The 22034-nt window shown below is 68.9% G+C and carries 21 protein-coding genes and 1 pseudogene; 10 read left to right on the top strand and 12 right to left on the bottom strand.

Annotated elements, in window-relative coordinates; genetic code table 11:
- Nucleotides 1-20 precede the first annotated feature (20 nt).
- Nucleotides 21-332 (top strand): AzlD domain-containing protein, encoded by a 312-nt coding sequence (locus ACEN9N_RS23520; protein WP_126021278.1) that lies wholly within the window; start codon nucleotides 21-23, stop codon nucleotides 330-332.
- A 96-nt stretch (nucleotides 333-428) separates the two neighbouring features.
- On the opposite strand, the gene ACEN9N_RS23515 is transcribed toward ACEN9N_RS23520, so the two are convergent.
- The 6 genes and pseudogenes from ACEN9N_RS23515 to ACEN9N_RS23490 form a co-directional block, all read right to left on the bottom strand.
- Complete coding sequence (locus ACEN9N_RS23515; protein WP_413331905.1) at nucleotides 429-1403, bottom strand: Bug family tripartite tricarboxylate transporter substrate binding protein; 975 nt, start codon at nucleotides 1401-1403, stop codon at nucleotides 429-431.
- Nucleotides 1404-1443: 40 nt separating this feature from the next.
- Nucleotides 1444-2409, bottom strand: coding sequence for an MBL fold metallo-hydrolase (locus tag ACEN9N_RS23510; protein WP_495654638.1), 966 nt, complete (start codon nucleotides 2407-2409; stop codon nucleotides 1444-1446).
- A complete protein-coding gene (locus tag ACEN9N_RS23505) occupies nucleotides 2406-2624 on the bottom strand; it encodes a DUF2783 domain-containing protein (RefSeq protein WP_495654637.1) in 219 nt (72 codons plus the stop codon). The genes ACEN9N_RS23510 and ACEN9N_RS23505 overlap by 4 nt, the downstream gene beginning before the upstream one ends.
- A pseudogene (locus ACEN9N_RS23500) lies at nucleotides 2621-4274 on the bottom strand (FAD-dependent oxidoreductase). Before ACEN9N_RS23500 ends, ACEN9N_RS23505 begins: the two are co-directional and overlap by 4 nt.
- 7 nt (nucleotides 4275-4281) lie before the next feature.
- Nucleotides 4282-5403, bottom strand: a complete 1122-nt coding sequence (locus ACEN9N_RS23495) for an alpha/beta hydrolase family protein (protein ID WP_495654636.1) — start codon at nucleotides 5401-5403, stop codon at nucleotides 4282-4284.
- Nucleotides 5396-5932 (bottom strand): VOC family protein, encoded by a 537-nt coding sequence (locus tag ACEN9N_RS23490; RefSeq protein WP_413314042.1) that lies wholly within the window; start codon nucleotides 5930-5932, stop codon nucleotides 5396-5398. The genes ACEN9N_RS23495 and ACEN9N_RS23490 overlap by 8 nt, the downstream gene beginning before the upstream one ends.
- Before the next feature lie 93 nt (nucleotides 5933-6025).
- On the opposite strand from ACEN9N_RS23490, the gene ACEN9N_RS23485 reads away from it, so the two are divergent.
- From ACEN9N_RS23485 to pyk, 3 genes are all read left to right on the top strand, one after another.
- Entirely contained in the window at nucleotides 6026-6931 is a 906-nt protein-coding gene (locus tag ACEN9N_RS23485) for a LysR family transcriptional regulator (protein ID WP_495654635.1), read from the top strand.
- A 91-nt stretch (nucleotides 6932-7022) separates the two neighbouring features.
- Nucleotides 7023-8216: a phosphoglycerate kinase gene (locus ACEN9N_RS23480; protein ID WP_495654634.1), complete on the top strand. Its 1194-nt coding sequence runs from the start codon at nucleotides 7023-7025 to the stop codon at nucleotides 8214-8216.
- Between the two features lie 88 nt (nucleotides 8217-8304).
- Complete coding sequence (gene pyk, locus ACEN9N_RS23475; RefSeq protein ID WP_007829060.1) at nucleotides 8305-9753, top strand: pyruvate kinase; 1449 nt, start codon at nucleotides 8305-8307, stop codon at nucleotides 9751-9753.
- A gap of 79 nt (nucleotides 9754-9832) precedes the next feature.
- Here pyk and ACEN9N_RS23470 read toward each other — a convergent pair whose 3' ends face one another.
- Nucleotides 9833-10849, bottom strand: a complete 1017-nt coding sequence (locus tag ACEN9N_RS23470) for a 1-aminocyclopropane-1-carboxylate deaminase (protein ID WP_007829058.1) — start codon at nucleotides 10847-10849, stop codon at nucleotides 9833-9835.
- A gap of 136 nt (nucleotides 10850-10985) precedes the next feature.
- On the opposite strand from ACEN9N_RS23470, the gene ACEN9N_RS23465 reads away from it, so the two are divergent.
- From ACEN9N_RS23465 to ACEN9N_RS23455, 3 genes are all read left to right on the top strand, one after another.
- A complete protein-coding gene (locus tag ACEN9N_RS23465) occupies nucleotides 10986-11471 on the top strand; it encodes an Lrp/AsnC family transcriptional regulator (protein ID WP_042672759.1) in 486 nt (161 codons plus the stop codon).
- A gap of 117 nt (nucleotides 11472-11588) precedes the next feature.
- Nucleotides 11589-12653 (top strand): class II fructose-bisphosphate aldolase, encoded by a 1065-nt coding sequence (gene fba / locus ACEN9N_RS23460; RefSeq protein WP_007829054.1) that lies wholly within the window; start codon nucleotides 11589-11591, stop codon nucleotides 12651-12653.
- Between the two features lie 188 nt (nucleotides 12654-12841).
- Nucleotides 12842-13747 carry a phosphoribosylaminoimidazolesuccinocarboxamide synthase gene (locus ACEN9N_RS23455; protein WP_007829052.1) on the top strand — a complete coding sequence of 302 codons (906 nt, stop codon included), beginning with the start codon at nucleotides 12842-12844 and terminating at the stop codon, nucleotides 13745-13747.
- Between the two features lie 19 nt (nucleotides 13748-13766).
- On the opposite strand, the gene ACEN9N_RS23450 is transcribed toward ACEN9N_RS23455, so the two are convergent.
- A complete protein-coding gene (locus ACEN9N_RS23450; protein WP_007829050.1) occupies nucleotides 13767-14219 on the bottom strand; it encodes an META domain-containing protein in 453 nt (150 codons plus the stop codon).
- Between the two features lie 131 nt (nucleotides 14220-14350).
- Complete coding sequence (locus ACEN9N_RS23445) at nucleotides 14351-15271, bottom strand: tetratricopeptide repeat protein (protein ID WP_007829048.1); 921 nt, start codon at nucleotides 15269-15271, stop codon at nucleotides 14351-14353.
- Nucleotides 15272-15307: 36 nt separating this feature from the next.
- Here ACEN9N_RS23445 and purE point away from each other — a divergent pair, with 36 nt between their 5' ends.
- From purE to ACEN9N_RS23430, 3 genes are read left to right on the top strand one after another with little or no spacing between them, the layout of a single operon-like run.
- Complete coding sequence (gene purE, locus ACEN9N_RS23440) at nucleotides 15308-15859, top strand: 5-(carboxyamino)imidazole ribonucleotide mutase (RefSeq protein WP_007829046.1); 552 nt, start codon at nucleotides 15308-15310, stop codon at nucleotides 15857-15859.
- The gene (locus tag ACEN9N_RS23435) at nucleotides 15856-17058 is read left to right on the top strand and encodes a 5-(carboxyamino)imidazole ribonucleotide synthase (protein WP_495654633.1); all 1203 of its coding nucleotides are present in this window, start codon (nucleotides 15856-15858) and stop codon (nucleotides 17056-17058) included. Before purE ends, ACEN9N_RS23435 begins: the two co-directional genes overlap by 4 nt.
- Nucleotides 17055-18056, top strand: coding sequence for an L-threonylcarbamoyladenylate synthase (locus ACEN9N_RS23430; protein ID WP_413331899.1), 1002 nt, complete (start codon nucleotides 17055-17057; stop codon nucleotides 18054-18056). Before ACEN9N_RS23435 ends, ACEN9N_RS23430 begins: the two co-directional genes overlap by 4 nt.
- Before the next feature lie 222 nt (nucleotides 18057-18278).
- Here ACEN9N_RS23430 and ACEN9N_RS23425 read toward each other — a convergent pair whose 3' ends face one another.
- From ACEN9N_RS23425 to ACEN9N_RS23415, 3 genes are all read right to left on the bottom strand, one after another.
- Entirely contained in the window at nucleotides 18279-19841 is a 1563-nt protein-coding gene (locus tag ACEN9N_RS23425) for an alpha/beta hydrolase family protein (RefSeq protein WP_495656415.1), read from the bottom strand.
- Nucleotides 19842-20011: 170 nt separating this feature from the next.
- A complete protein-coding gene (dacB, locus tag ACEN9N_RS23420; protein WP_478178915.1) occupies nucleotides 20012-21433 on the bottom strand; it encodes a D-alanyl-D-alanine carboxypeptidase/D-alanyl-D-alanine endopeptidase in 1422 nt (473 codons plus the stop codon).
- Between the two features lie 7 nt (nucleotides 21434-21440).
- Nucleotides 21441-22028 carry an NUDIX hydrolase gene (locus ACEN9N_RS23415; protein ID WP_009124720.1) on the bottom strand — a complete coding sequence of 196 codons (588 nt, stop codon included), beginning with the start codon at nucleotides 22026-22028 and terminating at the stop codon, nucleotides 21441-21443.
- Nucleotides 22029-22034: the final 6 nt, after the last annotated feature.

Genomic DNA, 22034 nt, shown 5'->3' with positions numbered 1-22034 from the left:
CGACCACCGACTGGTGGACCATGGCCGTGATCGTCGGCCTGGCCCTGGTCACCGTGCTCACGCGCTGCTTCTTCTTCATCCTCGACCGGCCCTGGGGCCTGCCCGAGTGGGCGCACCGCGCGCTGCACTACGCGCCGGCCGCCGCGCTCGCGGGCGTGATCGCGCCCGAGATCGTCATGACGCAGGGCCACCTCATCACCACGCTGCACGACGCGCGCCTGTACGCGGCGGTGGTCGGCGCCGCGTACTTCTACTGGCGGCGCGGCGTGCTCGGCACGATGCTCGCGGGCATGGCTGTGTACCTGCCGCTGCACCTCGGGCTGGGCTGGTAGGCCGCCGCCGGGCCGCCCCAAGGCGGCCCGCGCCTCCCCCTCGGGGGTGGAGTTACACGTAGCGAAGCGAAGTGAAAAGCCGGGGCTCTCGGTTCGTCAATCGAGCTTCACGCCGGCCGTCTTGATGATGTTGCCCCAGCGCTCGCTCTCCGCGCGAGACAGCTTGTAGAAGTCCTGCGGCGTCCCCGGCAGCGCCTCGAAGCCGAAGTCCGCGAACAGCTTCACCACCTTCGGTGCCTTCATCGCCTTGTGCAGTTCGGCGTTGAGCCGCGCCACCGCTTCCGGCGGCATGCCGGCCGGACCGATCAGGCCGTGGAAGGCATAGGCGTTGACGTCGGGAAAGCCGGCCTCGACGAAGGTCGGCACCTCGGGCAGGGCGCCCGCGCGCTGCGGCAGCGCAATGGCCAGCACCCGCACCTTGCCCGACTTGATGATCGGCAGGCCCGAGGCCAAGTCCAGCATCATCGTCGGCACCTGGCCGCCCATCACGTCGGTCATGGCCGGCGCGGCGCCCTTGTACGGCACGTGCGTGATGCTCAGGCCGGCCTTCTGCTTGAAGAGTTCCATCGCCATGTGGTGCGGCGAGCCGTTGCCGGGCGAGGCGTAGCTCACCTTGTCGGGGTTGGCCTTCACGTAGCGCACGAACTCCGCCACGTTCTTTGCGGGAAAGTCGGGGTGCACCACCAGCGCCACCGGAAAGCGGCCGATGGTGCCGATGTAGGTGAAGTCGCTCGCGGGCTTATAGGGCAGCTTGGCGAACATGTGCTCGTTGAAGAGCAGCGCGGCGTTCTCCGCCTGCATGATGGTGTAGCCGTCGGGCTTGGCCTGCATCATCACCCCCACGCCGATGTTGGTCGAGGCGCCCGGCCGGTTGTCGATGATGAGCGGCTGCCCGAGCGACGGCTGCATCGCCTCGGCCAGCGTGCGCGCGAGGTTGTCGGTGCCGCCGCCGGCCACGTAGGGCACGATCCATTTGATCGGCTGGGCGGGATAGGCCGCCGGCTGCGCCGACGCGAGGCCGGCGGCCAGCGCGAAGGCCGAGGCCAGCAGGGGAAGAAAAAATCGCTTCATCGTCTCTTGTCTCCGTTGCTTGTTTTGAAATCGGTTCAGGTCATTCGCCGCGCAAGATTTGCCATAGCTCGCGGTCGCGTTCGGCGGTCCACACCACCGGGTGCTCGATGCCGCGCAGCTCGTCGTAGGCGCGCGAAACGTCGAAGGGCAGCACGTGCTGGAACACCGGCCAGTCGCCGAAGCGCGGCGTCATCGCCGCCTCGGCGCGCGCGAAGCAGCCCTTGAGCGTCTCACCCGCCGCGATGCCGGCCTTCACACTCTCCAGCAGCGTCGAGAGGAATGCCTTGGTGAGCCCGATGGCCTCGGCGCATGCGGCCTCGTCCTGCAGCACCGCGCCACGGCCTGGCACCAGCACGCGCGGCTTCAGAGCCGCCACCGCGTCGAGCGTGCCGGCCCAGTCGCCGATGTAGGCGTCGCCGGCATACACGCCGCAGCGGTTCTCGACCACGTCGCCCGAGAAGAGCACGCCGCAGTCGGGCAGCCACGCGACCGCGTCGCCGCCCGAATGGCCGCGGCCCAGCGACATCAGCCGCAGCTCGCGGCCGCCGCCCAGCGGCAGCGTGGTCTCGCGATCGAAGACCGTCGTGGGAATGGTCAGGCCCGGTATTTCCTCGACGCCCGCGAACAGGCGCGGAAAGCGGCCGACCTCCGAATCGAAATCGGCCTGGCCGCGCGTGCGTATCCAGTAGAGGGTGCCGCTGCTGGCGACGATGTCGCGCACCTCCGCGAAGGCGCTCGCGCCCATCACACGCACCGCGTGGTAGTGCGTGAGCACGATGGTGCGGATGGGCTTGTCGGTCACCGTGCGGATGGCTGCGAGGAAGTCGCGCGCCATGCGCGGCGTGGGGCGCGTGTCGATCAGCACCACGTGCTCGTCGCCGACGACGAAGCCGCAGTTGGGATCGAAGTCGCTGATGTAGCCATAAGCGCCGGGCCCGAGCTCCTGCAGCCGGGGCTTCTGCTCGCGCGTGTCGGAGGCGGATGCGAAGGAAACGGTCGTGGTCATGGGGTGTTGTCGTCGTCCGTTGTCGTCGTGGGTTCTTCTTCGGCCGCCGCACGGATGCAGGCGAGCAGCACGTCCTGGTCGCCGCACTGGTTGGCCAGCAGCAGCACGAGGCGGGCATTGAGATCGGCGCTCTGCGCTTCGCTGCGGCCTTCGTAGGCGGCGAGCAGCGCGGCGTAGAAGCCGTCGGGGTCGGGGATGCGGGGCTCGGTGATCATGGATTGCGGTCGTTGGAGGCCAGTGCGGTGCGTACGGCGCTGGCGATGGCGTCGGGCGTGGCGTTCGCCAGCACCGCGGCGCGGTAGGCGTCGGGACGCACGAGCACGAAGCTGCCCGCGTCGCCAGCGCCGAGATGGGCCGCGAGCTTCTCGTCGGCCTGCAGCGTGGGCAGGCCGCTGTCGCCGCCCACGGCCAGCAGGCGCAGCGGCAAGGAGGCCGTGGCGTCGAGCGCCGCCATCGCCTGCCCGCGCGTCGGCGCGAACCACAGGCCGATGCAATGCGTGCCCTCGGCCAGCAGCTGCATCAGCGTGGTCTCGCGGCCGTCGGACCAACACAGCGGCAGGTTCTGCACCGAGCGCGCGCCTTCGGGCAGCAGCGGCGCGGCGGGGTAGTCGTTGGCGACCGACATGCGGCCGGTGTTCACCAGCGCCCGCGCGAAAGGATGGCGCGCCGCTAGCGCGACCACCGCGCGGCGCAGCGTGTGCTCGGCCGGCGACGCGCGGCGCGAGGAAGCGCGCCGAGCGGCTCGTCACCTGCAGGTTCTGCTTCGCGGCGGGCTGGCGCTCGGCGTCGTAGCTGTCGAGCAGCGCGTCGCCGGCCTTGCCCTGCGCGACCAGCGCGAGCTTCCAGCCGAGGTTGGCCGCGTCCTGGATGCCGCTGTTGCCGCCGCGCGCGCCAAAGGGGCTCACCACGTGCGCCGCGTCGCCGATGAAGAACACGCGGCCGTGGCGGAAGCTGTCGAGCAGGTGGTCGCGGTAGCCGTAGGGGCCGATCCAGACGAACTCGAACTCCACGTCCGGCCCGAGCTGCTCGCGCAGCCGCGCCCCCGCCACCTCGGGCTTGCTGATGTAGGCGGTGTCGCAGTCCTCGGGCATCTGGTAGTCGATGCGCCACACGCCGTCGGCCATCAGGTGCTGCCACACGCCGCGGCCTTCGTTGAAGGGCGCATCCACCCAGGTCCAGCGCTCGGTGGGCAACGGCTTCTTGAAGCGCACGTCGCTGATGCACCAGCGGTCGGTGCTGCGCGAGGAGTGCGTCTCGATGTCGAGCTGCGTGCGGATCGCGCTGTTGGCACCGGTGGCGTCGATCAGCCGGTCGGCCTCGATGGTGTAGCTGCCGGCAGGCGTCTCGACTTCCAGGCGCACGCCGTCGGCGAGCTGCTCCACGCGCGTGACGCGGTTCTTCCAGCGCAGGTCGGTCAGTCCCAGTTCGATGATGCGCTCGACCAGGAACCACTCGATGTAGAACTGCTGCAGGTTGATGAAGGGCGGCTGCCGCGAGACGCTGTTGGCCTGCAGGTTGAAGTTGTAGACCTCCTGCTCGCCGGAGAAGGTGCGCCCGAAGGACCAGGTGATGCCCCTGGCCGCGATGCGCTCGTAGATGCCCAGGCGCTCGAAGATCTCCAGGCTCTTCTGCGCGTAGCAGATGCCGCGCGATGAGGCGCCGCGCACGCCGACGGTGTCGTCCTCGTCCAGCAGCACGGCGCGCACGCCGCGTTGCGCGAGGTCGCAGGCCAGCGTGAGGCCCGAGGGGCCGGCGCCGACGATCACGATCGGATGGCGCGCGGGCTTCGTGTTGCCCAACTCGGGCGGCGGGGTGAAGGGCCAGGCCGGCAGCTCGTAGGCCGGCGCGAAAGCGAAGTTTTCCATGCGTGCCCTACAGCGCGTGCGCGAACTCGGCGATGGCATCCGCCGCCTTCGGAACCAGCTCCGGCTGTCCCGCGAGATAGTGGTTGCCGCCGACGATGTCGACGTTGCGGATGCGCGAGCCGCCCGCGGCCATCCACGCACCGCGCGTGCTCGGGAAGGTGGACTGGTCGCCCGTGTAGGTCAGCAGCAGCTTCGGCACCGTGGTGCGCGCGAGATTCGTCGGCCCGTCGGCCTGCGAGCGCGAGGACCATTGCGAGAGAAAGGCCGTGAGCGAGGTGGTGCGCCCCATCGCGTTGGCCGAGTAGTTCACCTGCCGCGCGTCGCCCCACACGCTGCCGGGCAGGCGGTCGTTGGCGTCGAGCGAGAGGTCCACGCAGCGCGGATCGGCGTGCGTGCGGTAGACGATGAAGGTCTGGTCGCGCGGCGCGCCGGGCGTGTTGCGCAGCAGCGCGAGGCGGTCGAGGCACCACTGCTCGATGCGGTCGAGCCGCGCCTTCTGCGTGGCGCTGAAGCGGGCGAGGAAGTCGCTGTCGTAGGGCACGCGATGGCGCGCGTCGTACATGTCGAGCTCGGGGTCGACCGAGAGCGGGTCGTGCTCGTCGGTGACCGAGGGGTCGATCCAGTCGCGCATCAGCCGGGTGCGGCCCAGGTGCGCGGCGCACAGGGCGATGCCGTCCACCGGCGGCAGGTCGCTCGGGTGCAGGTGCGTGGGGTCGCCGTCGGGCAGGTGCGTGGCGGTGAGTTTTTCGGCCTGCGCCTGGTAGAAGGCCGAGAGCGCTGCGCCGCCCGAGTTGCCGACGAGGAACACCTTCTCGTAGCCGGCCGCGCGCAGGTGCTGCACGCCTGCGCCCAGGTCCTGGATGGCGCGCTCCATCAGCAGCACGGTGTCGTTGCCCACGAAGCGCGAGTTGAGGCCCATGCAGCAGATGCCGCGCTCGGCCAGCGGGCCGATCAGGTAGTGGCCCATGAAGTTGCTCGTGGGGTGCATCACGATGGCGGCAATCTTCTTCGGGCCCTGCGGCGCGCGATAGGCGCCGTAGATGCGGGGGCGCAGCAGCTGCAGGCCCGACTGACTCTCCATGGCCGCGCCGGGCTTCACGTCGATGACGGCGAGTTGCAGATCAGGCATTCGATGCACCCCTTGCAGCACGCAGCTCGGCCTTGCGCGCGGTCCATGCATCGAGGTCCGCATGGGCGCGCAGCGCATGCGCGTCCATCTCGGCCTGCGGCACGGTCGGCGTGGTCAGCTCCACGCGGATGCCGTTGGGGTCGAAGAAGTAGATCGACTCGATGATGTGGTGGTCGGTCACGCCCAGCACCTCGACGCCCGCGCCTTCGAGCCGCGCCTTGGCGGCCAGCAGGTCGGCCACCGAATCGACGCGCAGCGCGATGTGGTTCACCCACGAGGGCGTGTTGGGCGAGGGCAGCGCGGCGACGTCGTCGCCGAGATCGAAGAAGGCGATGTACGAGCCGTCGCGCATGCGGAAGAAGATGTGCACGTAGGGGCAGTACTCGCCCGTGCTCGGCACGTGGTCGCTCTTGATGACGTGGGCCAGCGGCAGGCCCAGCAGGTCTTCGTAGAAGCGGCGGGTTTCCTCGCTGTCGCGGCAGCGCCAGGCGAAATGGTGCAGCCCGCGCACGGGTGGTGGGGTCGGCATGGCTCGTGTTCTCCGGTAAGCCCCCGATTGGGCGATGCGGCGTCTTATGATGCAATCGAAATTAATTCATCAATTGATGAAATAACCATATATATGAACCTGACCCTGCGCCAGCTGCGAGCCTTCGCCGCCGTGGCCGAAAGCGGCAGCTTCACCGCCGCGGCGCAGCAGCTGCACCTCACGCAGTCGGCACTCAGCGTGCTGGTGCGCGAGCTCGAACGCGAAATGGGCGTGCAGCTGCTCGACCGCAACACCCGCAGCGTGCAGCTGTCCGAAGCCGGGCGTGAGTTCCTGCCGTCGGTGCACCGCCTGCTCGGCGACCTGACGAGCGCGGTGGCCGGCGTCACCGATCTTCGTGACAAGAAGAAAGGCTTGTTGCGGCTTGCGGCGCCGCAACTCATGGCCTGCACGCTGATGCCGCGCGTGATCGCGGTCTATCGCGCGCAGTACCCCGACGTCGATGTGCGCCTGGCCGACACGCTGCCCGAGAGCCTGCTGGTGGGCGTGATGGCCGGCGACGTGGAACTGGCCGTGGGCCAGGACGTGGCCGTGGACGGCGCCATCGAGCGCCGTACCCTGTTCCGCGACCGCCACTGGCTGATCTGCCCGCCCGACCACGCCTTCGCCAAGCGTCGCAAGGTGCGCTGGCACGAGCTCGGCCCCTACACTTTCATCGCTCCCACACGCGACTTCCGCCAGCGCGTGCTGCCCGAACTGGCGCCGGCCGAGCGCGACTACATGCTGCGTCCCGGCACGCAAGAGGTGTCGTACATGACCACCGCGCTTGGGATGGTGGCCTCGGGGCTCGGGCTCACGGTGTGCCCGACCTACTCCGCGCCGCTGGTGCGCGCGCATGGCCTGCAGATGGTGCGGCTCGAATCGCCCGACTTCCACCGCGAGGTGTGCGTCTACAGCGCGGCGCGGCGCAGCCTTTCGCCGGCCGCCACGGGTTTTGTCGAGATCCTCGAACAGTTCGCCAGGGCGCAGCAAAAGGCCTGAAAAGCATCGGCCCGCGGTAACAGCCGCTCAGGGCGGCGACGGGGCCAAATCTACAATGCAGGCCGACCCGTCTTCCATCTCCTCCAGACCCATGAACGTCATTCGATTCACCGACCTCTGCGCACAGGGCAAGGCCGCCGGCCAGCGCGTCTTCATCCGTGCCGACCTCAACGTGCCGCAGGACGACGCCGGCAACATCACCGAAGACACGCGCGTGCGCGCTTCCGTGCCCTGCATCCAGCTGGCGCTCGACGCCGGCGCGGCCGTGATGGTCACCTCGCACCTGGGCCGCCCGACCGAAGGCGAGTTCAAGCCCGAGGACTCGCTGGCCCCCGTCGCCAGGCGCCTGGGCGAACTGCTCGGCCGCGATGTGCCGCTGGTGGCCAACTGGGTCGACGGCGTCGACGTCAAACCCGGCCAGGTCGTGCTGCTCGAGAACTGCCGCGTCAACAAGGGCGAGAAGAAGAACGACGAGGCGCTGTCCCGCAAGCTCGCAGCGCTCACCGACATCTACGTGAACGACGCCTTCGGCACCGCCCACCGCGCCGAAGCCACCACCTACGGCATCGCGCAGTTCGCCAAGGTGGCCGCGGCGGGCCCGCTGCTGGCGGCCGAGATGGACGCCATCAGCAAGGCGCTGGCGCAGCCCAAGCGGCCGCTGGTGGCCATCGTGGCAGGCTCGAAGGTCAGCACCAAGCTCACCATCCTCAAGAGCCTGTCGGCCAACGTCGATCAGCTGATCGTCGGCGGCGGCATCGCCAACACCTTCATGCTGGCGGCCGGCCTGAAGATCGGCAAGTCGCTGGCCGAGCCCGATCTGGTCGGCCAGGCCAAGGCGGTGATCGAGGCGATGCGTGCGCGCGGTGCCGACGTGCCGATCCCGGTGGACGTGGTCACGGCCAAGACCTTCGCGGCCGATGCGGCCGCCACCGTCAAGGATGCGAACGACGTGGCCGACGACGACCTGATCCTGGACATCGGCCCCAAGACCGCCGCGATCCTGGCCGCGCAGCTGCGCGAAGCCGGCACCATCGTCTGGAACGGCCCGGTGGGCGTGTTCGAGTTCGACGCCTTCGCGGGCGGCACCAAGGCCATCGCGCAGGCCATCGCCGAGAGCAGCGCCTTCTCGATCGCCGGCGGCGGCGACACGCTGGCGGCCATCGCCAAGTACGGCATCGAGAAGCAGGTCGGCTACATCTCGACCGGCGGCGGTGCCTTCCTCGAAGTGCTGGAAGGCAAGACCCTGCCGGCCTTCGAAATCCTGGCCAAGCGCGCGGCGGGTTGATCCCGGCGGGCGGGGAATCTCACGAGGGTGACTTCCGTCAGACACACAAAGTGTATACAGTAGCGAATACAAAACGGAGACTACCTTCATGAGCACGGACCGCATCCCCCGCCACGCCACCAAGATCGTTGCCACGCTCGGTCCGGCGTCCAACACGCCGGAACTGCTGGAAAAGATGATCCTGGCCAAGGTCAGCGTGGTGCGGCTGAACTTCAGCCACGGCACGGCGCAGGACCACATCGACCGCGCCGCCATGGTGCGCGAAGCCGCGCGCAAGACGGGCCGCGAAGTGGCCATCATGGCCGACCTGCAAGGCCCCAAGATCCGCGTCGGCAAGTTCGCGCAGGGCAAGGTCTGGCTGGAGCCGGGCGCCAAGTTCGTGCTCGACGCCTCGCGCACCGAGCCCGGCGACGCCGATGCCGTGGGCCTCGACTACAAGGACCTGCCGCGCGACGTGAAGCCAGGCGACAGGCTGCTGCTGAACGACGGCCTGATCGTGCTCACGGTGGACGCCGTCAAGGGCGAGGCCGTGCACACCACCGTCAAGCTGGGCGGCGAGCTGTCGAACAACAAGGGCATCAACAAGCAGGGCGGCGGCCTCACCGCCCCCGCGCTCACGGCCAAGGACATGGAGGACATCAAGACCGCGATGAGCTTCCAGGCCGACTACGTGGCCGTGAGCTTCCCGAAGAACGCCACCGACATGGAGATGGCGCGCCAGCTGTGCAACGTGGCGGCGGCCGAGTTCGGCCACAAGCCCGGCATGATCGCCAAGATCGAGCGCGCCGAGGCCATTCCGAAGCTGGAGGAAATCCTGCGCGCCAGCGACGGCATCATGGTCGCGCGCGGCGACCTCGCGGTGGAAGTCGGCAATGCCGCCGTGCCGGCGCTGCAGAAGAAGATGATCCGCATGGCGCGCGACATGGACAAGGTGGTGATCACCGCGACCCAGATGATGGAGTCGATGATCACCAACCCCGTGCCCACGCGCGCCGAGGTCAGCGACGTGGCCAACGCCGTGCTCGACGGCACCGACGCCGTGATGCTCTCGGCCGAGACCGCCTCGGGGCGCTATCCGCTCGAAACCGTGCAGGAGATGAGCCGCATCTGCGAAGCCGCCGAAGGGGCCGAGGACAAGACGCTCGACGCTGACTTCAGCGGCAAGACCTACAGCCGCATCGACCAGTCGATCGCCATGGGTGCGCTGTTCACGGCCCACCACCTGGGTGCCAAGGCCATCGTGGCGCTGACCGAATCGGGCGCCACGCTGCTGTGGATGAGCCGCCACCGCGCGCACATTCCCATGTACGCGCTGACCTCGCGGCTGGCCACGCAGCGCAAGCTGGCGCTGTACCGCAATGTGCGCCCGCTGCTGATGGACTCGCAGACCGACCGCGACACCGCGCTCGAACAGGCCGAGGCCCATCTGAAGAAGCGCGGCATCGTGCAGAGCGGCGACGTCTACGCGATCACCTGCGGCGAACCCATGGGTGCCCCGGGCGGCACCAACATGCTCAAGATCTGCAGGGCGAGCTAGGCACTCTCCCAGGCTTCGCGCCCTCGCCGGGGGCAACACCTGCGGGCCGGCAAAGCCGGTTCCGCGGTGTTCCTGGCGTTCAACCGTTTCTGAAGAGGAAGCTGTAGGCGTTCAGGGCCGGCACGCCGCCCAGGTGCGCGTACAGCACCTTCGAACCGGCCGGGAATTCGCCCAGCCGCACCTTCTCGATCATCCCGTGCATCGACTTGCCCTCGTACACGGGGTCGGTCAGCATGCCTTCGAAGCGCGCGCACAGGCGGATGGCCTCCAGCGTGCCGTCGTTCGGCAGCCCGTACTCGGGGCCGCCGAAGCGGCGGTCGAGCACCACGTCCTTTTCGGTGATGTCGCGGCCCAGCTCGACCAGCTCGGCCGTGTTCTTCGCAATGCGAAGGATCTGGTCGTAGGTCTGCTGCGGCTTGGCCGAGGCGTCGATGCCGATCACGCGGTCGGCGCGGCCGTCGGCCGCGAAGCCCACCACCATGCCGGCCTGCGTGCTGCCGGTGACCGAGCAGACCACGACGTAGTCGAACTTGAAGCCCAGCTCGGCTTCCTGCTGGCGTACTTCCTCGGCGAAGGCCACGAAGCCGAGCCCGCCGCGCGGGTGTTCCGAGCAGCCCGCGGGAATCGGGAACGGCTTGCCGCCGGCCTTGCGCACGCTTTCCATCGCGTCTTCCCAGCTCTTGCGGATGCCGATGTCGAAGCCCGCCGCATCGAGCCGCACGTCGGCACCGAGGATGCGTGACATCTCGATGTTGCCGACCCGGTCGTAGACCGCATCCGAGTAGTTGACCCAATTTTCCTGCACCAGCACGCATTTCATCCCGAGGTGCGCGGCCACGGCGGCGACCTGCCGCGTCTGGTTCGACTGGATGCCGCCGATGGACACCAGCGTGTCGTAGCCGCCCTCGAGCGCCTCGGGAATCAGGTACTCGAGCTTGCGCGTCTTGTTGCCGCCGAAGGCCAGGCCGCTGTTGCAGTCCTCGCGCTTGGCATACAGGTCGACCTTGCCGCCGAGGTGCGCGCTCAGCCGCTTCAGCGGGTGGATCGGCGAGGGGCCGAAGGTCAGGGCGTGGCGGGGAAACTTCTTGAGGTTCATGACGGAGGCTCCAGTGCGTTGAGGCCTTCGATCGTAGGAAGAACGGCTCGCAACGTGCTTGCGAAATTTTCTGGATTCAATCGACAAAAAAATGCACGATGACCAGATCGAATGTTTTTATTCCGTAGAAAAAGTAATGAGCACAACAAAATTGCGTATTCCGCCGGAGCTGGATCGCACCGACCGCGCCATCCTTCGCGCCCTGCAGCGCGACGCCTCGCTGTCGAACGTGGCACTGGCCGCCAAGGTCAACCTCAGCGCCGCCGCCTGCCTGCGCCGCGTCGAGCGGCTCAAGGCGGCGGGGCTCATCAAGGGCATCGTCGCGCTGCTCGACCCCGATGCGCTCGACCTCGGCATGCTCGTGATGATCGGCGTGGTGCTCGACCGCTCCACGCCCGATTCCTTCGCCGACTTCGAGAAGGCCGCGCAGAAGGTGCCGGGCTGCCTCGAATGCCACGTGGTCACGGGCGAGTTCGACTACTTCATGCTCGTGCGCACGCGCGACAGCGACAGCTTCAACCGCCTGCATGCCGAGCAGCTGCTGTACTTGCCGGGCGTGCGGCAGATCAGGACCTTCGTGGTGCTCAAGCAGGTGCTGTCGACCACGCAGCTGCCGATCTGAGGTGCGGGCGCCAAATCGGCGTCAGTGCCGTCCCACAAGGGGGCTCGGTAGAATTGCGGCAGTTTTCTCTCGTCTTCCCGCCTTCTTCTTCCCCTAATTCCAGCGAGGTATTTCCCCATGGCACTCGTCTCGATGCGCGAACTGCTCGACCATGCCGCAGCCAATGGCTACGGCATTCCGGCCTTCAACGTCAACAACCTCGAACAGGTCCAGGCCGTGATGGAGGCCGCCAAGGAAACGGGCGCGCCCGTCATCCTTCAAGCCAGTGCAGGCGCGCGCAAGTACGCCGGCGAAGCCTTCATCAAGCACCTGATCCAGGCCGCCATCGAGCAGTACCCGAACATCCCGCTGGTGATGCACCAGGACCACGGCCAGAGCCCGGCCATCTGCCAGGGCGCCATCGACCTGGGCTTCTCCTCCGTCATGATGGACGGCTCGCTGCACGAGGACGGCAAGACGCCGGCCTCGTTCGACTACAACGTCGACGTGACCCGCAAGGTGGTCCAGCTGGCACACAAGGTCGGCGTGACCGTCGAGGGCGAGCTGGGTTGCCTGGGTTCGCTCGAAACCGGCCTGGCCGGTGAAGAAGACGGCATCGGCGCCGAAGGCGTGCTCGACCACTCGGCCCTGCTGACCGACCCGGAAGAAGCCGCCCAGTTCGTCAAGGCCACGCAGCTCGACGCGCTGGCCATCGCCATCGGCACCAGCCACGGCGCTTACAAGTTCACGCGCAAGCCCACGGGCGACATCCTGTCGATTTCGCGCGTGAAGGAAATCCACGCCCGCCTGCCCAACACCCACCTGGTGATGCACGGCTCGTCGTCGGTGCCGCAGGACCTGCTGGAAATCATCCGCAAGCACGGCGGCAACATGAAGGAAACCTACGGCGTGCCGGTCGAGGAAATCCAGGAAGCCATCAAGTACGGCGTGCGCAAGATCAACATCGACACCGACATCCGCCTGGCCATGACCGGCGCGGTGCGTAAGTTCCTGGCCGAGAACCCCGAGAAGTTCGACGCCCGCGAGTGGCTCAAGCCCGCGCGCGAAGCCGCCAAGCAGATCTGCAAGCAGCGCTACATCGAGTTCGGCTGCGAAGGCCAGGGCGCCAAGATCAAGGGCGACAGCCTGCAAGTCGTCGCTGCCAAGTACGCCAAGGGCGAACTGGCGCAAGAAGTCATTTAACCAAGCTCGCCCCCAGGCTGCGCGCACTTCGTGTCGCTTCGCCTACCCCCTACCGGGGGCGGCCGTGCGCGGCGGCCCTCCCGAATGATCGGGGGCTTTTTTCGCGATCTGCGGGCCACCGTCGATGGTGGCTTTTTTCTGCGCGCACAATCCGAATTCCGCTATCCCGTTTTCACCGCAACTGCCTCATGACCACCGTCCACACCTCCTCCATCCAGAGCCTGCCCCTGCTTGCGCGCGGCAAGGTGCGCGACAACTACGCCGTCGGCGAAGACCGCATCCTGATGGTCGCGAGCGACCGGCTCAGCGCCTTCGACGTGATCATGGGCGAGCCCATTCCCGGCAAGGGCGAGATCCTCACGCAGATGGCGCTGTGGTGGTTCGACCGGCTCGGCCAGCTGTGTCCCAACCACCTGACCGGTGATGCGCCCGAGAGCGCGGTCACGCCCGACGAGGTGCCGCAGGTCACGGGCCGCTCGATGCTGGTCAAGCGGCTGAAGCCGATCCCGGTCGAGGCCGTGGTGCGCGGCTACCTCGCCGGCAGCGGCTGGAAGGAATACCAGGAGAGCCGCTCGGTCTGCGGCGTGCCGCTGCCCGAAGGCCTGACCAACGCCAGCAAGCTGCCGCGCCCGATCTTCACGCCCGCAGCCAAGGCCGCGGCCGGCGAGCACGACGAGAACATCAGCTACGAGCGCGTGGTCGAGATCGTCGGCCCCAAGCTGGCCCAGCAGATCCGCGAGACCAGCATCGAGATCTACGAAACCGCCGCTCAGATCGCGCTGGCCAAGGGGATGATCATTGCCGACACCAAGTTCGAGTTCGGCCTGGACGAAGCCGGCACGCTGGTGCTGATGGACGAGGTGCTCACGCCCGACAGCTCGCGCTACTGGCCGGTCGAGGGCTACGAGGCCGCGCTGGCCGCCGGCACCAACCCGCCGAGCTACGACAAGCAGTTCGTGCGCGACTGGCTCGAAGCCACCAAGATCAACGGCAAGCCCTGGGACAAGACGCCCCCGGCGCCGCGCCTGCCGGCCGAGGTCATCGAGAAGACGGCGGCCAAGTACCGCGAGGCGCTGGAGCGCCTGACGGGCTGATTCCGGGCTTTTTCTTCTTTCAGCGCCCGCTGGTGCTCAGCGTTGCCACGGCGCGCCCGCTGGCGTTGAGCAGCGCAAGGCGTTCGGGGCCCGCAAGGCTGTAGCTCGCGGTGCTCTGCAGGGCGGAAATGAACTGCGCCTCGTTGGCGCCGCGTGCCGGGTCGGCGCAGGCCATGCGGGTCGAGGCCAGCTGGCCGATCTTCAGGGAGATGCCGCTGCGCGTGAACGTGCCCGAAAGGCGATTGCAGCCGCCCGAGCCGCTGAGGCGTCCGCTGCTGCGGTCGAACTGCACCTGCGCGCCGCTGCCGGGCGCGACGGGCTCGTCGCCCAGCTGAACCAGTTGCCAGGCGGGCCCTTCGATCGGCTCGTCGAGGCTGATGCCGCTCCCGCAGCCTGTCAGGACGGCCAGCAGTGCCGTCGCGGCGAGAACGGGGGGCGCGGTGCGGCGGGCGAGGCGGACGAAGGAACGCATGGCCGGTCTTTCCTTTTCGAATTTGCAACAAGTTGAATCGGGCGTGATCGTATGCGACGAGGCCCCGCTCGCCAATGCCGCCGCGTTCATGGCGAGGCCATGAAAAAAGCGGCCCGCAGGCCGCTTTCGCATCAGCTCAGCACCACGCTGCTCAGGCGGCGCCGGTAGGTTGCCACCACCGGATCGTCCGGCGGAATCTGCCCGTCGGCCACCTTCACCTTCGGCGGCTCGATCACATCGAGGATCGCGATGTAGGTCTTGCGGGCGAGGTCTTCGCTCCAGGTCTTGTCGCGCATCAGGATGTCGAGCAGCTCGTCCATGGCGTCGGTCCAGCGCTGCGCGGCCATCAGCAGGCGGGCGCGGCCGAAGCGAGCGTCGAAGTCGCGCTTGTTGGCGGCGATCTTCGCCTCGAAATCAGCCATCGCGGGCGCCGTGCCTGCAGGTGGTGCTGCGAAATCGATAGCGTCCATCCAGCGCTGCAGCGCATCGAAGCGGCGCACCAGCGTGGTCTTGGCGATCACCGGCGCAAAGGCCACCTTGGCGTCGTCGTGGCGGCCTTCCTGCAGCAGCAGCTTGATGTAGTCGAAGCGGGCGTCGTCGTTGGCCGGGTCGGTGGCCACGGCGTGCTGCAGTCTTTCGAGGGCGCCCCCGGTGTCGCCTTCGGCCAGAGCTTCCTGCGCGGCGGCTTCCTCCGAGGCGGCCTCGGCTTCGTCGGCGCCCGGCACGTGCTTGTCGAGGAACTCGCGGATCTTCTCGGCCGGGATGGCGCCGACGAAGCCGTCCACCGGCTGGCCGTCCTTGAACATCACGCAGAACGGGATGCTGCGCACGCCGAACATCTCCGACAGCTGCGAAGAAATCTGCGGCACCTTGTCGGCGTCGAGCTTGGCCAGCGTGAAGCGGCCGGCGTACTCGACCTCGAGCTTTTCGAGCACCGGGCCGAGCTGTTTGCAGGGGCCGCACCATTCGGCCCAGATGTCCAGCAGCACCGGCGTGGCGACGGAGCCTTCGATCAGTTCGGCCTGGAAATTTTCGAGAGTGATGTCGATCATCGGAACCAACTGAGGGTGAAACGTAAAATTGAAACCATGAACGAAACCATTCAGGTCGGTGTAGTGATGGGCTCGAACTCCGATTGGGAGACGATGCGCAACGCGGTCGAGATTCTCCAGCAATTCGGAATCGGGCACGAAGCCAAGGTGGTCTCGGCCCACCGGATGCCCGATGCGCTGTTCGCATACGCCGAAAGCGCCGCCGGGCGCGGGCTCACGGCGATCATCGCGGGCGCGGGCGGCGCGGCGCACCTGCCGGGCATGCTGGCCTCGAAAACCACGGTGCCGGTACTCGGCGTGCCGGTGGCCAGCCGCCACCTGCAGGGCGTCGATTCGCTCTACAGCATCGTGCAGATGCCCAAGGGCGTGCCGGTGGCCACCTTCGCCATCGGCAATGCCGGCGCGGCCAACGCGGCGCTGTTCGCGGTGTCGATGCTGGCGGTGAACGATCCGGCGCTGCGCGCGAAGCTCGACGCCTTCCGCACGGCGCAGACCGCCGCCGCCGAGGCCATGACGCTGCCGCCGGCCCCCGCCGCGGAGACGCCCCCCGTTTCTCCTTTCTCGCCGCAAGGCGGAGGTGCCCTGTGAGCCAGAACGGCGACCTGCCCATTCTTCCGGGCGCCACGCTCGGCGTGCTCGGCGGCGGCCAGCTGGGGCGCATGTTCGCCCACGCGGCCCAGCGCATGGGCTACTTCACGGCGGTGCTCGACCCCGACACCGACAGCCCCGCCGGCCGCGTGAGCCACCATCACATCCACACCGACTACGACGACATCGACGGCCTCGCCCGGCTCGCGGGCCTGGCCGACGCGGTGACGACCGAGTTCGAGAACGTGCCGGCGCCCTCGCTGGAGCACCTCGCGGTCGCGCGGCCGGTGTCGCCCGACGCCTCGGCCATCGCCATCGCGCAGGACCGCATCGCCGAGAAGGCCCATTTCACCCGCTGCGGCGTGCCCTGCGCACCTTACGCGGCCATCGAGACCGCGGCGCAGCTCGCCGCCGTCGACGACGGCCTGCTGCCCGGCATCCTGAAGACCGCGCGGCTGGGCTACGACGGCAAGGGCCAGCAGCGCGTGAAGACGCGCGCCGAACTGGTCGATGCCTGGCAGGCCACGGGCTGCGTGCCCTGCGTGCTCGAGAAGATGCTGCCGCTCGAATTCGAATGCTCGGTCATCCTCGCGCGCAGCCGCGACGGCCAGATCGTGCACTTCCCGCCGCAGCGCAACCTGCACCGCGACGGCATCCTCGCCGTCACCGAGGTGCATCCGCAGAACATGCCGAAGACGGTGGCGCAGGGCGCGGTCAATTCGGCCAAGAGCATCGCCAACGGTTTGGACTACGTCGGCGTGCTGTGCGTCGAGTTCTTCGCGCTGGCCGACGGCTCGCTGGTCGTCAACGAGATGGCACCGCGCCCGCACAACAGCGGCCACTACACGATGGAAGCCTGTGACGTGTCGCAGTTCGAGCTGCAGGTGCGCACGCTCGCCGGCCTGCCGCTGGCCGCGCCGCGCCAGCACAGTCCCGCGATCATGCTGAACCTGCTGGGCGACCTGTGGTTCCCCGCGGGCGATGACAAGGCCGCCAAGCCCGTATCGCCGCGCTGGAGCGAAGTGCTTGCGCTGCCGGGCGTGCATCTGCACCTCTACGGAAAGATCGACCCGCGGCGCGGCCGCAAGATGGGCCACCTCACGCTCACCGGCGCCACGCTCGAAGCCGTGCGCACCACGGCCTCGCAGGCCGCGCAGCTGCTGGGCCTGCCGGCGGTGACCACCGCCGACCTCGCATGATCCTCGACGGCCGCTCCCCCGAAGCCATCGCCGAGGCCACGCGCGTGCTGCGCGCGGGCGGGCTGGTCGCGTTCCCGACCGAGACCGTCTACGGGCTGGGCGCAGACGCGAGCAGCGACATGGCCGTCGCCGGCATCTTCAAGGCCAAGGGGCGGCCCGCCGACCACCCGCTGATCGTCCACGTGGCGGCCGGCATCAAGGGCACCGAGTCGCTGTCGCGCTTCGCCCAGCCGCTGCCGCTTTTCGCGCAGAAGCTCGTGCAGGTCTTCTGGCCCGGCCCGCTCACGTTGATCGTCACGCGCCAGCCCGGCGTGGGCGCGGCGGCGGCGGGCGGGCAGGACACCATCGGCCTGCGCTGCCCTTCGCATCCCGTGGCGCAGGCGCTGCTCGAAGCCTGCGCCGAGCAGGGCGTGCCCGGCCTCGCGGGGCCGAGCGCCAACCGCTTCGGCCGGGTCAGCCCGACCACGGCGCAGCATGTGTTCGACGAGTTCGGCGATGCGTTGCTGGTTGTCGACGGTGGCGCGTGCGAGGTCGGCATCGAGTCGACCATCGTCGACTGCAGCCGCGGCGCCCCCGTGCTGCTGCGGCCGGGCGTGATCACGCGCGCGCAGATCGAGGCGGCTTGCGGCGAGAAGCTCGCCGACCGCGAAGTGCTCGAAACACCCGACCCGCGGGCCTCGGGCACGCTGGAGGCTCACTACGCCCCGAATGCCAAGGTGCGCCTGATGGACGCCAAGGCCATCCAGGCCGGCCTCGACGTGCTGGGCGCCAACGCCGCGCACATCGCCGTCTGGTCGCGAGCCCCGATGCGCAGCCGCTCGCAGCGCGTGGTGCTGCGGCGCATGCCCGACGACGCGGCGGCGAGCGCCCAGCTGCTGTTCGCGGTGCTGCGCGAGTTCGATGCGCAGGGCGTCAAGCTGATCTGGGTCGAGTCGCCGCCCGACACGCACGAGTGGGAAGGCGTGCGAGATCGCTTGCAGCGCGCATCTGCGGCTTGATCCAGGCTAACCCCCAGGCTCGCCCACTTCGTGTGGCCGCCAACCCCCTTTGCAGGGGGCAATACCTGCGGCCCGGCAAAGCCGGTTCCGCGAAGGCTTCGAACTCACCCCCAGGCTTCGCGCACTTCGTGTCGCTGCGCCAACCCCCTGCAGGGAGCAATACCAGCGGCCCGGCAAAGCCGGTTCCGCGGTATTCCTGGAAGGGGCCGGCTCTTCCTTTGCTCAGCCGCCGGCGGCCAGCACGCCCTGGAAGAAGCCTCGCGCCGATGCCAGGCAGAACGGCGGCGCCAGCGTGCCGTGGTACGCGAGCATGACCGCCTGCGCCTTGTCGGACGCGCTGCCCGGCGTGTTCTGCGCCAGCAGGTCCTTGGCCTGCGCGAAGCCGGCGCGCGCGGTCGAGTAGGCGTCGATCGCGGTCGAATCCTCCAGGTCCACCACCGCCAGCGCTGCGGCCGGCACGCCCTTGGCGCGGAAATAGCCCGAGGTGGCGCGGGTGCTGAGGAAGTTCACCGTCGGGTCGTTGGCGCCGCCGCACATCAGCATCGGCCGGGTCGGCACCCAGTTGCGCAGGTCGTTGGCGACGGCCGCCTTGCGGAAACCTGTCGCCGGCTTGCAGTCCAGCGGCGAGGTCGTGCTCAGCGACGCCGCCGTGGCCGGCAGTGCGTTGCCGGGGCAGGGCGCGGCCAGGATGTCGCCGGCCGCTTGCGTCAGGAAGCTCTGCTTGATCAGGTTGTTGGCGCCGTAGAAGATCGACAGCGAGGGGCTCACCGGCCCCGGCGTGGCATTCGCCGGGAACAGCGCCAGCTGCGGCAGCTTGCCGCTGGAGAACAGCGTGCCGGGCGTCAGGCTCGGCAGCAGGGTGTCGATGCCGGTGGCGTACTGCGCTTCGTAGATGTCGCTGGTGGCGTTGTAGACGTTGCCGAACTGCTGCTGCCAGCTGGTCGACAGCAGCGGCACGAACAGCGTGGAGCCCAGCGCCGGCCAGCCCAGGTAGGTGTAGTCGGACAACAGGCTGATGGCCGAGGGCGCCGACAGCGGCGCCGAGGCCGTCACCGTCTTGCCCGTCGCCTGCATCTCGCGATGCGCCGCCATCGCGACATAGCCGCCCTGCGAATAGCCGGTGATGAACAGCGAGCCGGCGTCGTTCGCGTCGATGCCCGAGAAGGTCTTGCGCGCGGCCGTGAGCGCGTCGACCATGTCCTTGCCCTGCTGGTCGCCGTCGAGGTACGGGTGGTAGGGCAGCGTCGACTTGTCGTAGCCCGCGTAGTTGGGCGCCACCACGATGTAGCCCTGCGCCGCGAACATGGCGGCAATCATCAGGCCCTCGCCTGCGGCCGGCTGCGTGCTGTCGGTCCACTTGGCGAGGTTGTAGGCCTTGGCGGCGGTGGTGCCGTGGGCATAGAGCACCACGGGCCGCTGGCCGCCGCAGGCCACGTCGGTGCCCGTGGGCACCATGATCGCGGCGGTGGCGTTGGTCGCCTCGTTCTTCGCGCCGATGGTGCGGTATTCGAGGTAGCGCACGTCGATGCCGCACTTGGGCGTGCCGGCCACCTGCAGCACCGACCTGCCCTGGTCGCTGGCCTGGAGGTTGGCCTGGAACTGGTCGGCGGTCAGCTTGGCCGTCTGCTCGGGCGGGTTGGTGACCACCGAGCCCCGGCCGGTGTCGGCTACGGGCGGCGGAAAGCCAACGCCGATGCCTACTCCGCCACCATCCCCGCCGCCGCAGGCGGAGAGCAGCAGCAAGGTTACGCTTGCGAGCGCCGTCCAGGCGGCTGTCTTGCGCATCAGGACGAACGAGTGGGGGCGTGGCTTGGTCAAGGCATGTCTCCTGCGTTGGATTTGTACTGAATAGAACGGCCGTCCGATTCTGTGCAGTGCCATGGCCGCGCGCAAGCGGCATTTGCCATCAGAAGATTTCAGTACCTGGCAGGGTCGCGCAGGCCCGCCACCTGCCGTCAGTTGTCCTGCGAGGCCCAGTCGACCAGTGCGTCGAACGCGGCGCGCGCCGCCCCCGCGTTCTCGCCGTTGGCGATGGCCACCAGCACGTAGCGCCGGCCGCTCGCACCGTCCACGTAGCCGGCCACGCCGGAGGCATCGCGCAGCGTGCCCGTCTTCAGGTGGGCCGAGCCGCCCGAGCGCAGCGTGCGCTTCTTCAGCGTGCCGTCCACGCCCATGGCGGGCAGCGAGGACATCAGCTCCGGCATCACCGGCGAACGCCATGCCACCTGCAGCATCTTGCCGAGCGCAGCCGCGCTGATGCGCTCGTCGCGCGACAGGCCCGAGCCGTTCTCGAACACGGGCTGCGCCTCGCCCGTGCCGATGCGCTCGCGCCACCACTGGCCCAGCGCCGCGCGCGAAGCCTCGAAGGTGCCGCGGTTCTTCTGCGTGAGCCCGATCGTGAGGAACAACTGCTGCGCCATCACGTTGTTGCTGTACTTGTTGATGTCGCGGATCACTTCGGCCAGCGGCGGCGACTCGAACTCGAAGGCCGGCTTCAGCCCCGCCGGCGCGCGCCCTTCGCGCATCTGCCCGCCCACGCGCCCGCCCATCTCGGCCCACATGCCGCCGATGGCCCGCATGGCGTAGGTGCGCGGGTCGCCGTAGGCCACGGCCCAGTTCTTCTCGCCGCAGGCGGCCGGAAAGCCGCCGTTGAAGCGGATGCGGTTCACGTCGCTGAAGTCGGGCCGCAGCGCGGCGCGCCAGTCGCCGCATTCGCCGGGCACGAGCGCCACGGTCGGCGGCATCGCCACGCTCGCGAGCGGGGGCTCGTAGCTCACGCGCGCGATCTGGCCCGCGCGGTCGGGCGCGAAGCTCATGTTGACCGACTTGAAGTTCACGAGCAGCGCATCGGGCGAGGCGTTGTAGGGCCGCAGCGGCTCGCCGTCGAAGGCCGACGGGTCGCCCTCGACCGTGGTCTCGAACGCGCTGCGGTCGATCACGATGTCGCCGCTCACCGTGGTGATGCCCAGCCCCTGCACGTGGCGCAGCAGCAGCCACACGCGCTCCAGCACCAGCTTGGGGTCGCCCTGGCCCTTGATGTACAGGTTGCCGTTGAGCACGCCGTTGTTCACCGTGCCGTCGACATAGACCGGCGTGGTCCAGCTGTAGGCCGCGCCGAGCAGGTCCAGCGCGGCGTAGGTGGTCACCAGCTTCATGATCGACGCCGGATTCACCGGCGCCTGCGTGCGCCAGGCCAGCCGCGGCGGGCGTGTGCCGTCGGCTTCGGCCACCAGCATGGTCACGGATTCGCGCGGCACCTTGGCGCGGGCGAGGGCGGCGTCGACCTGGGTCGGGAGGGCCTGCTGGGCGGATGCGCCGGCCGAGGCCAGCGTTGCGAGGGTCAGTGCGAGGGCGGCGCGGCGGAAGGCAAAAGGCATCCGCCGATTATCCCGGCGGGAACAGGTGCAGCTTCGCGTGGTACAGCAGCATGACCGTCTTGGCGTCGGCGATGCGGCCGTCGGCCACCATGGCCAGCGCCTCGTCGATGCCGAGCTCCAGCACCTCGATGTCCTCGCCCTCTTCCGCCAGCCCGCCGCCTGCGCCGATGCGCATCGAGGACTCGTACGGCGCGACGAAGAAGTGCAGCTTCTCGGTGACCGAGCCCGGGCTCATGAAGCTCTCGAAGATCTTCTGCACCGCGCCGAGGCGGTAGCCGAGCTCTTCCTCGACCTCCGCGCGGATGCGCTCCTCGGGCGCGGCGTTGTCCAGCAGGCCGGCCGCGGCTTCGATCAGCAGGCCGTCGTGGCCGTTGACGAAGGCCGGGTAGCGGAACTGCCGCGTCAGCAGCACGCTGCGCTGCGCGAGGTTGTAGGGCAGCAGCGTGGCGCCGTTGCCGCGGTCGTAGGTCTCGCGGTGCATCCGCTGCCACTGGCCGTCGTTGCGGCGCCAGTCGAAGGCGGTGGTGCGCAGCGTGTACCAGTTGTCGGAAAGGAGGGTGACTTCGTGCACCCGGACGCGGTCTTGGATGGTCATGGCTGC

It is taken from the genome of Variovorax sp. Varisp46 (assembly GCF_059491885.1).
Note: the sequence above shows the minus strand (reverse complement) of the source record. Positions and strands in the feature narration are given on the sequence as shown.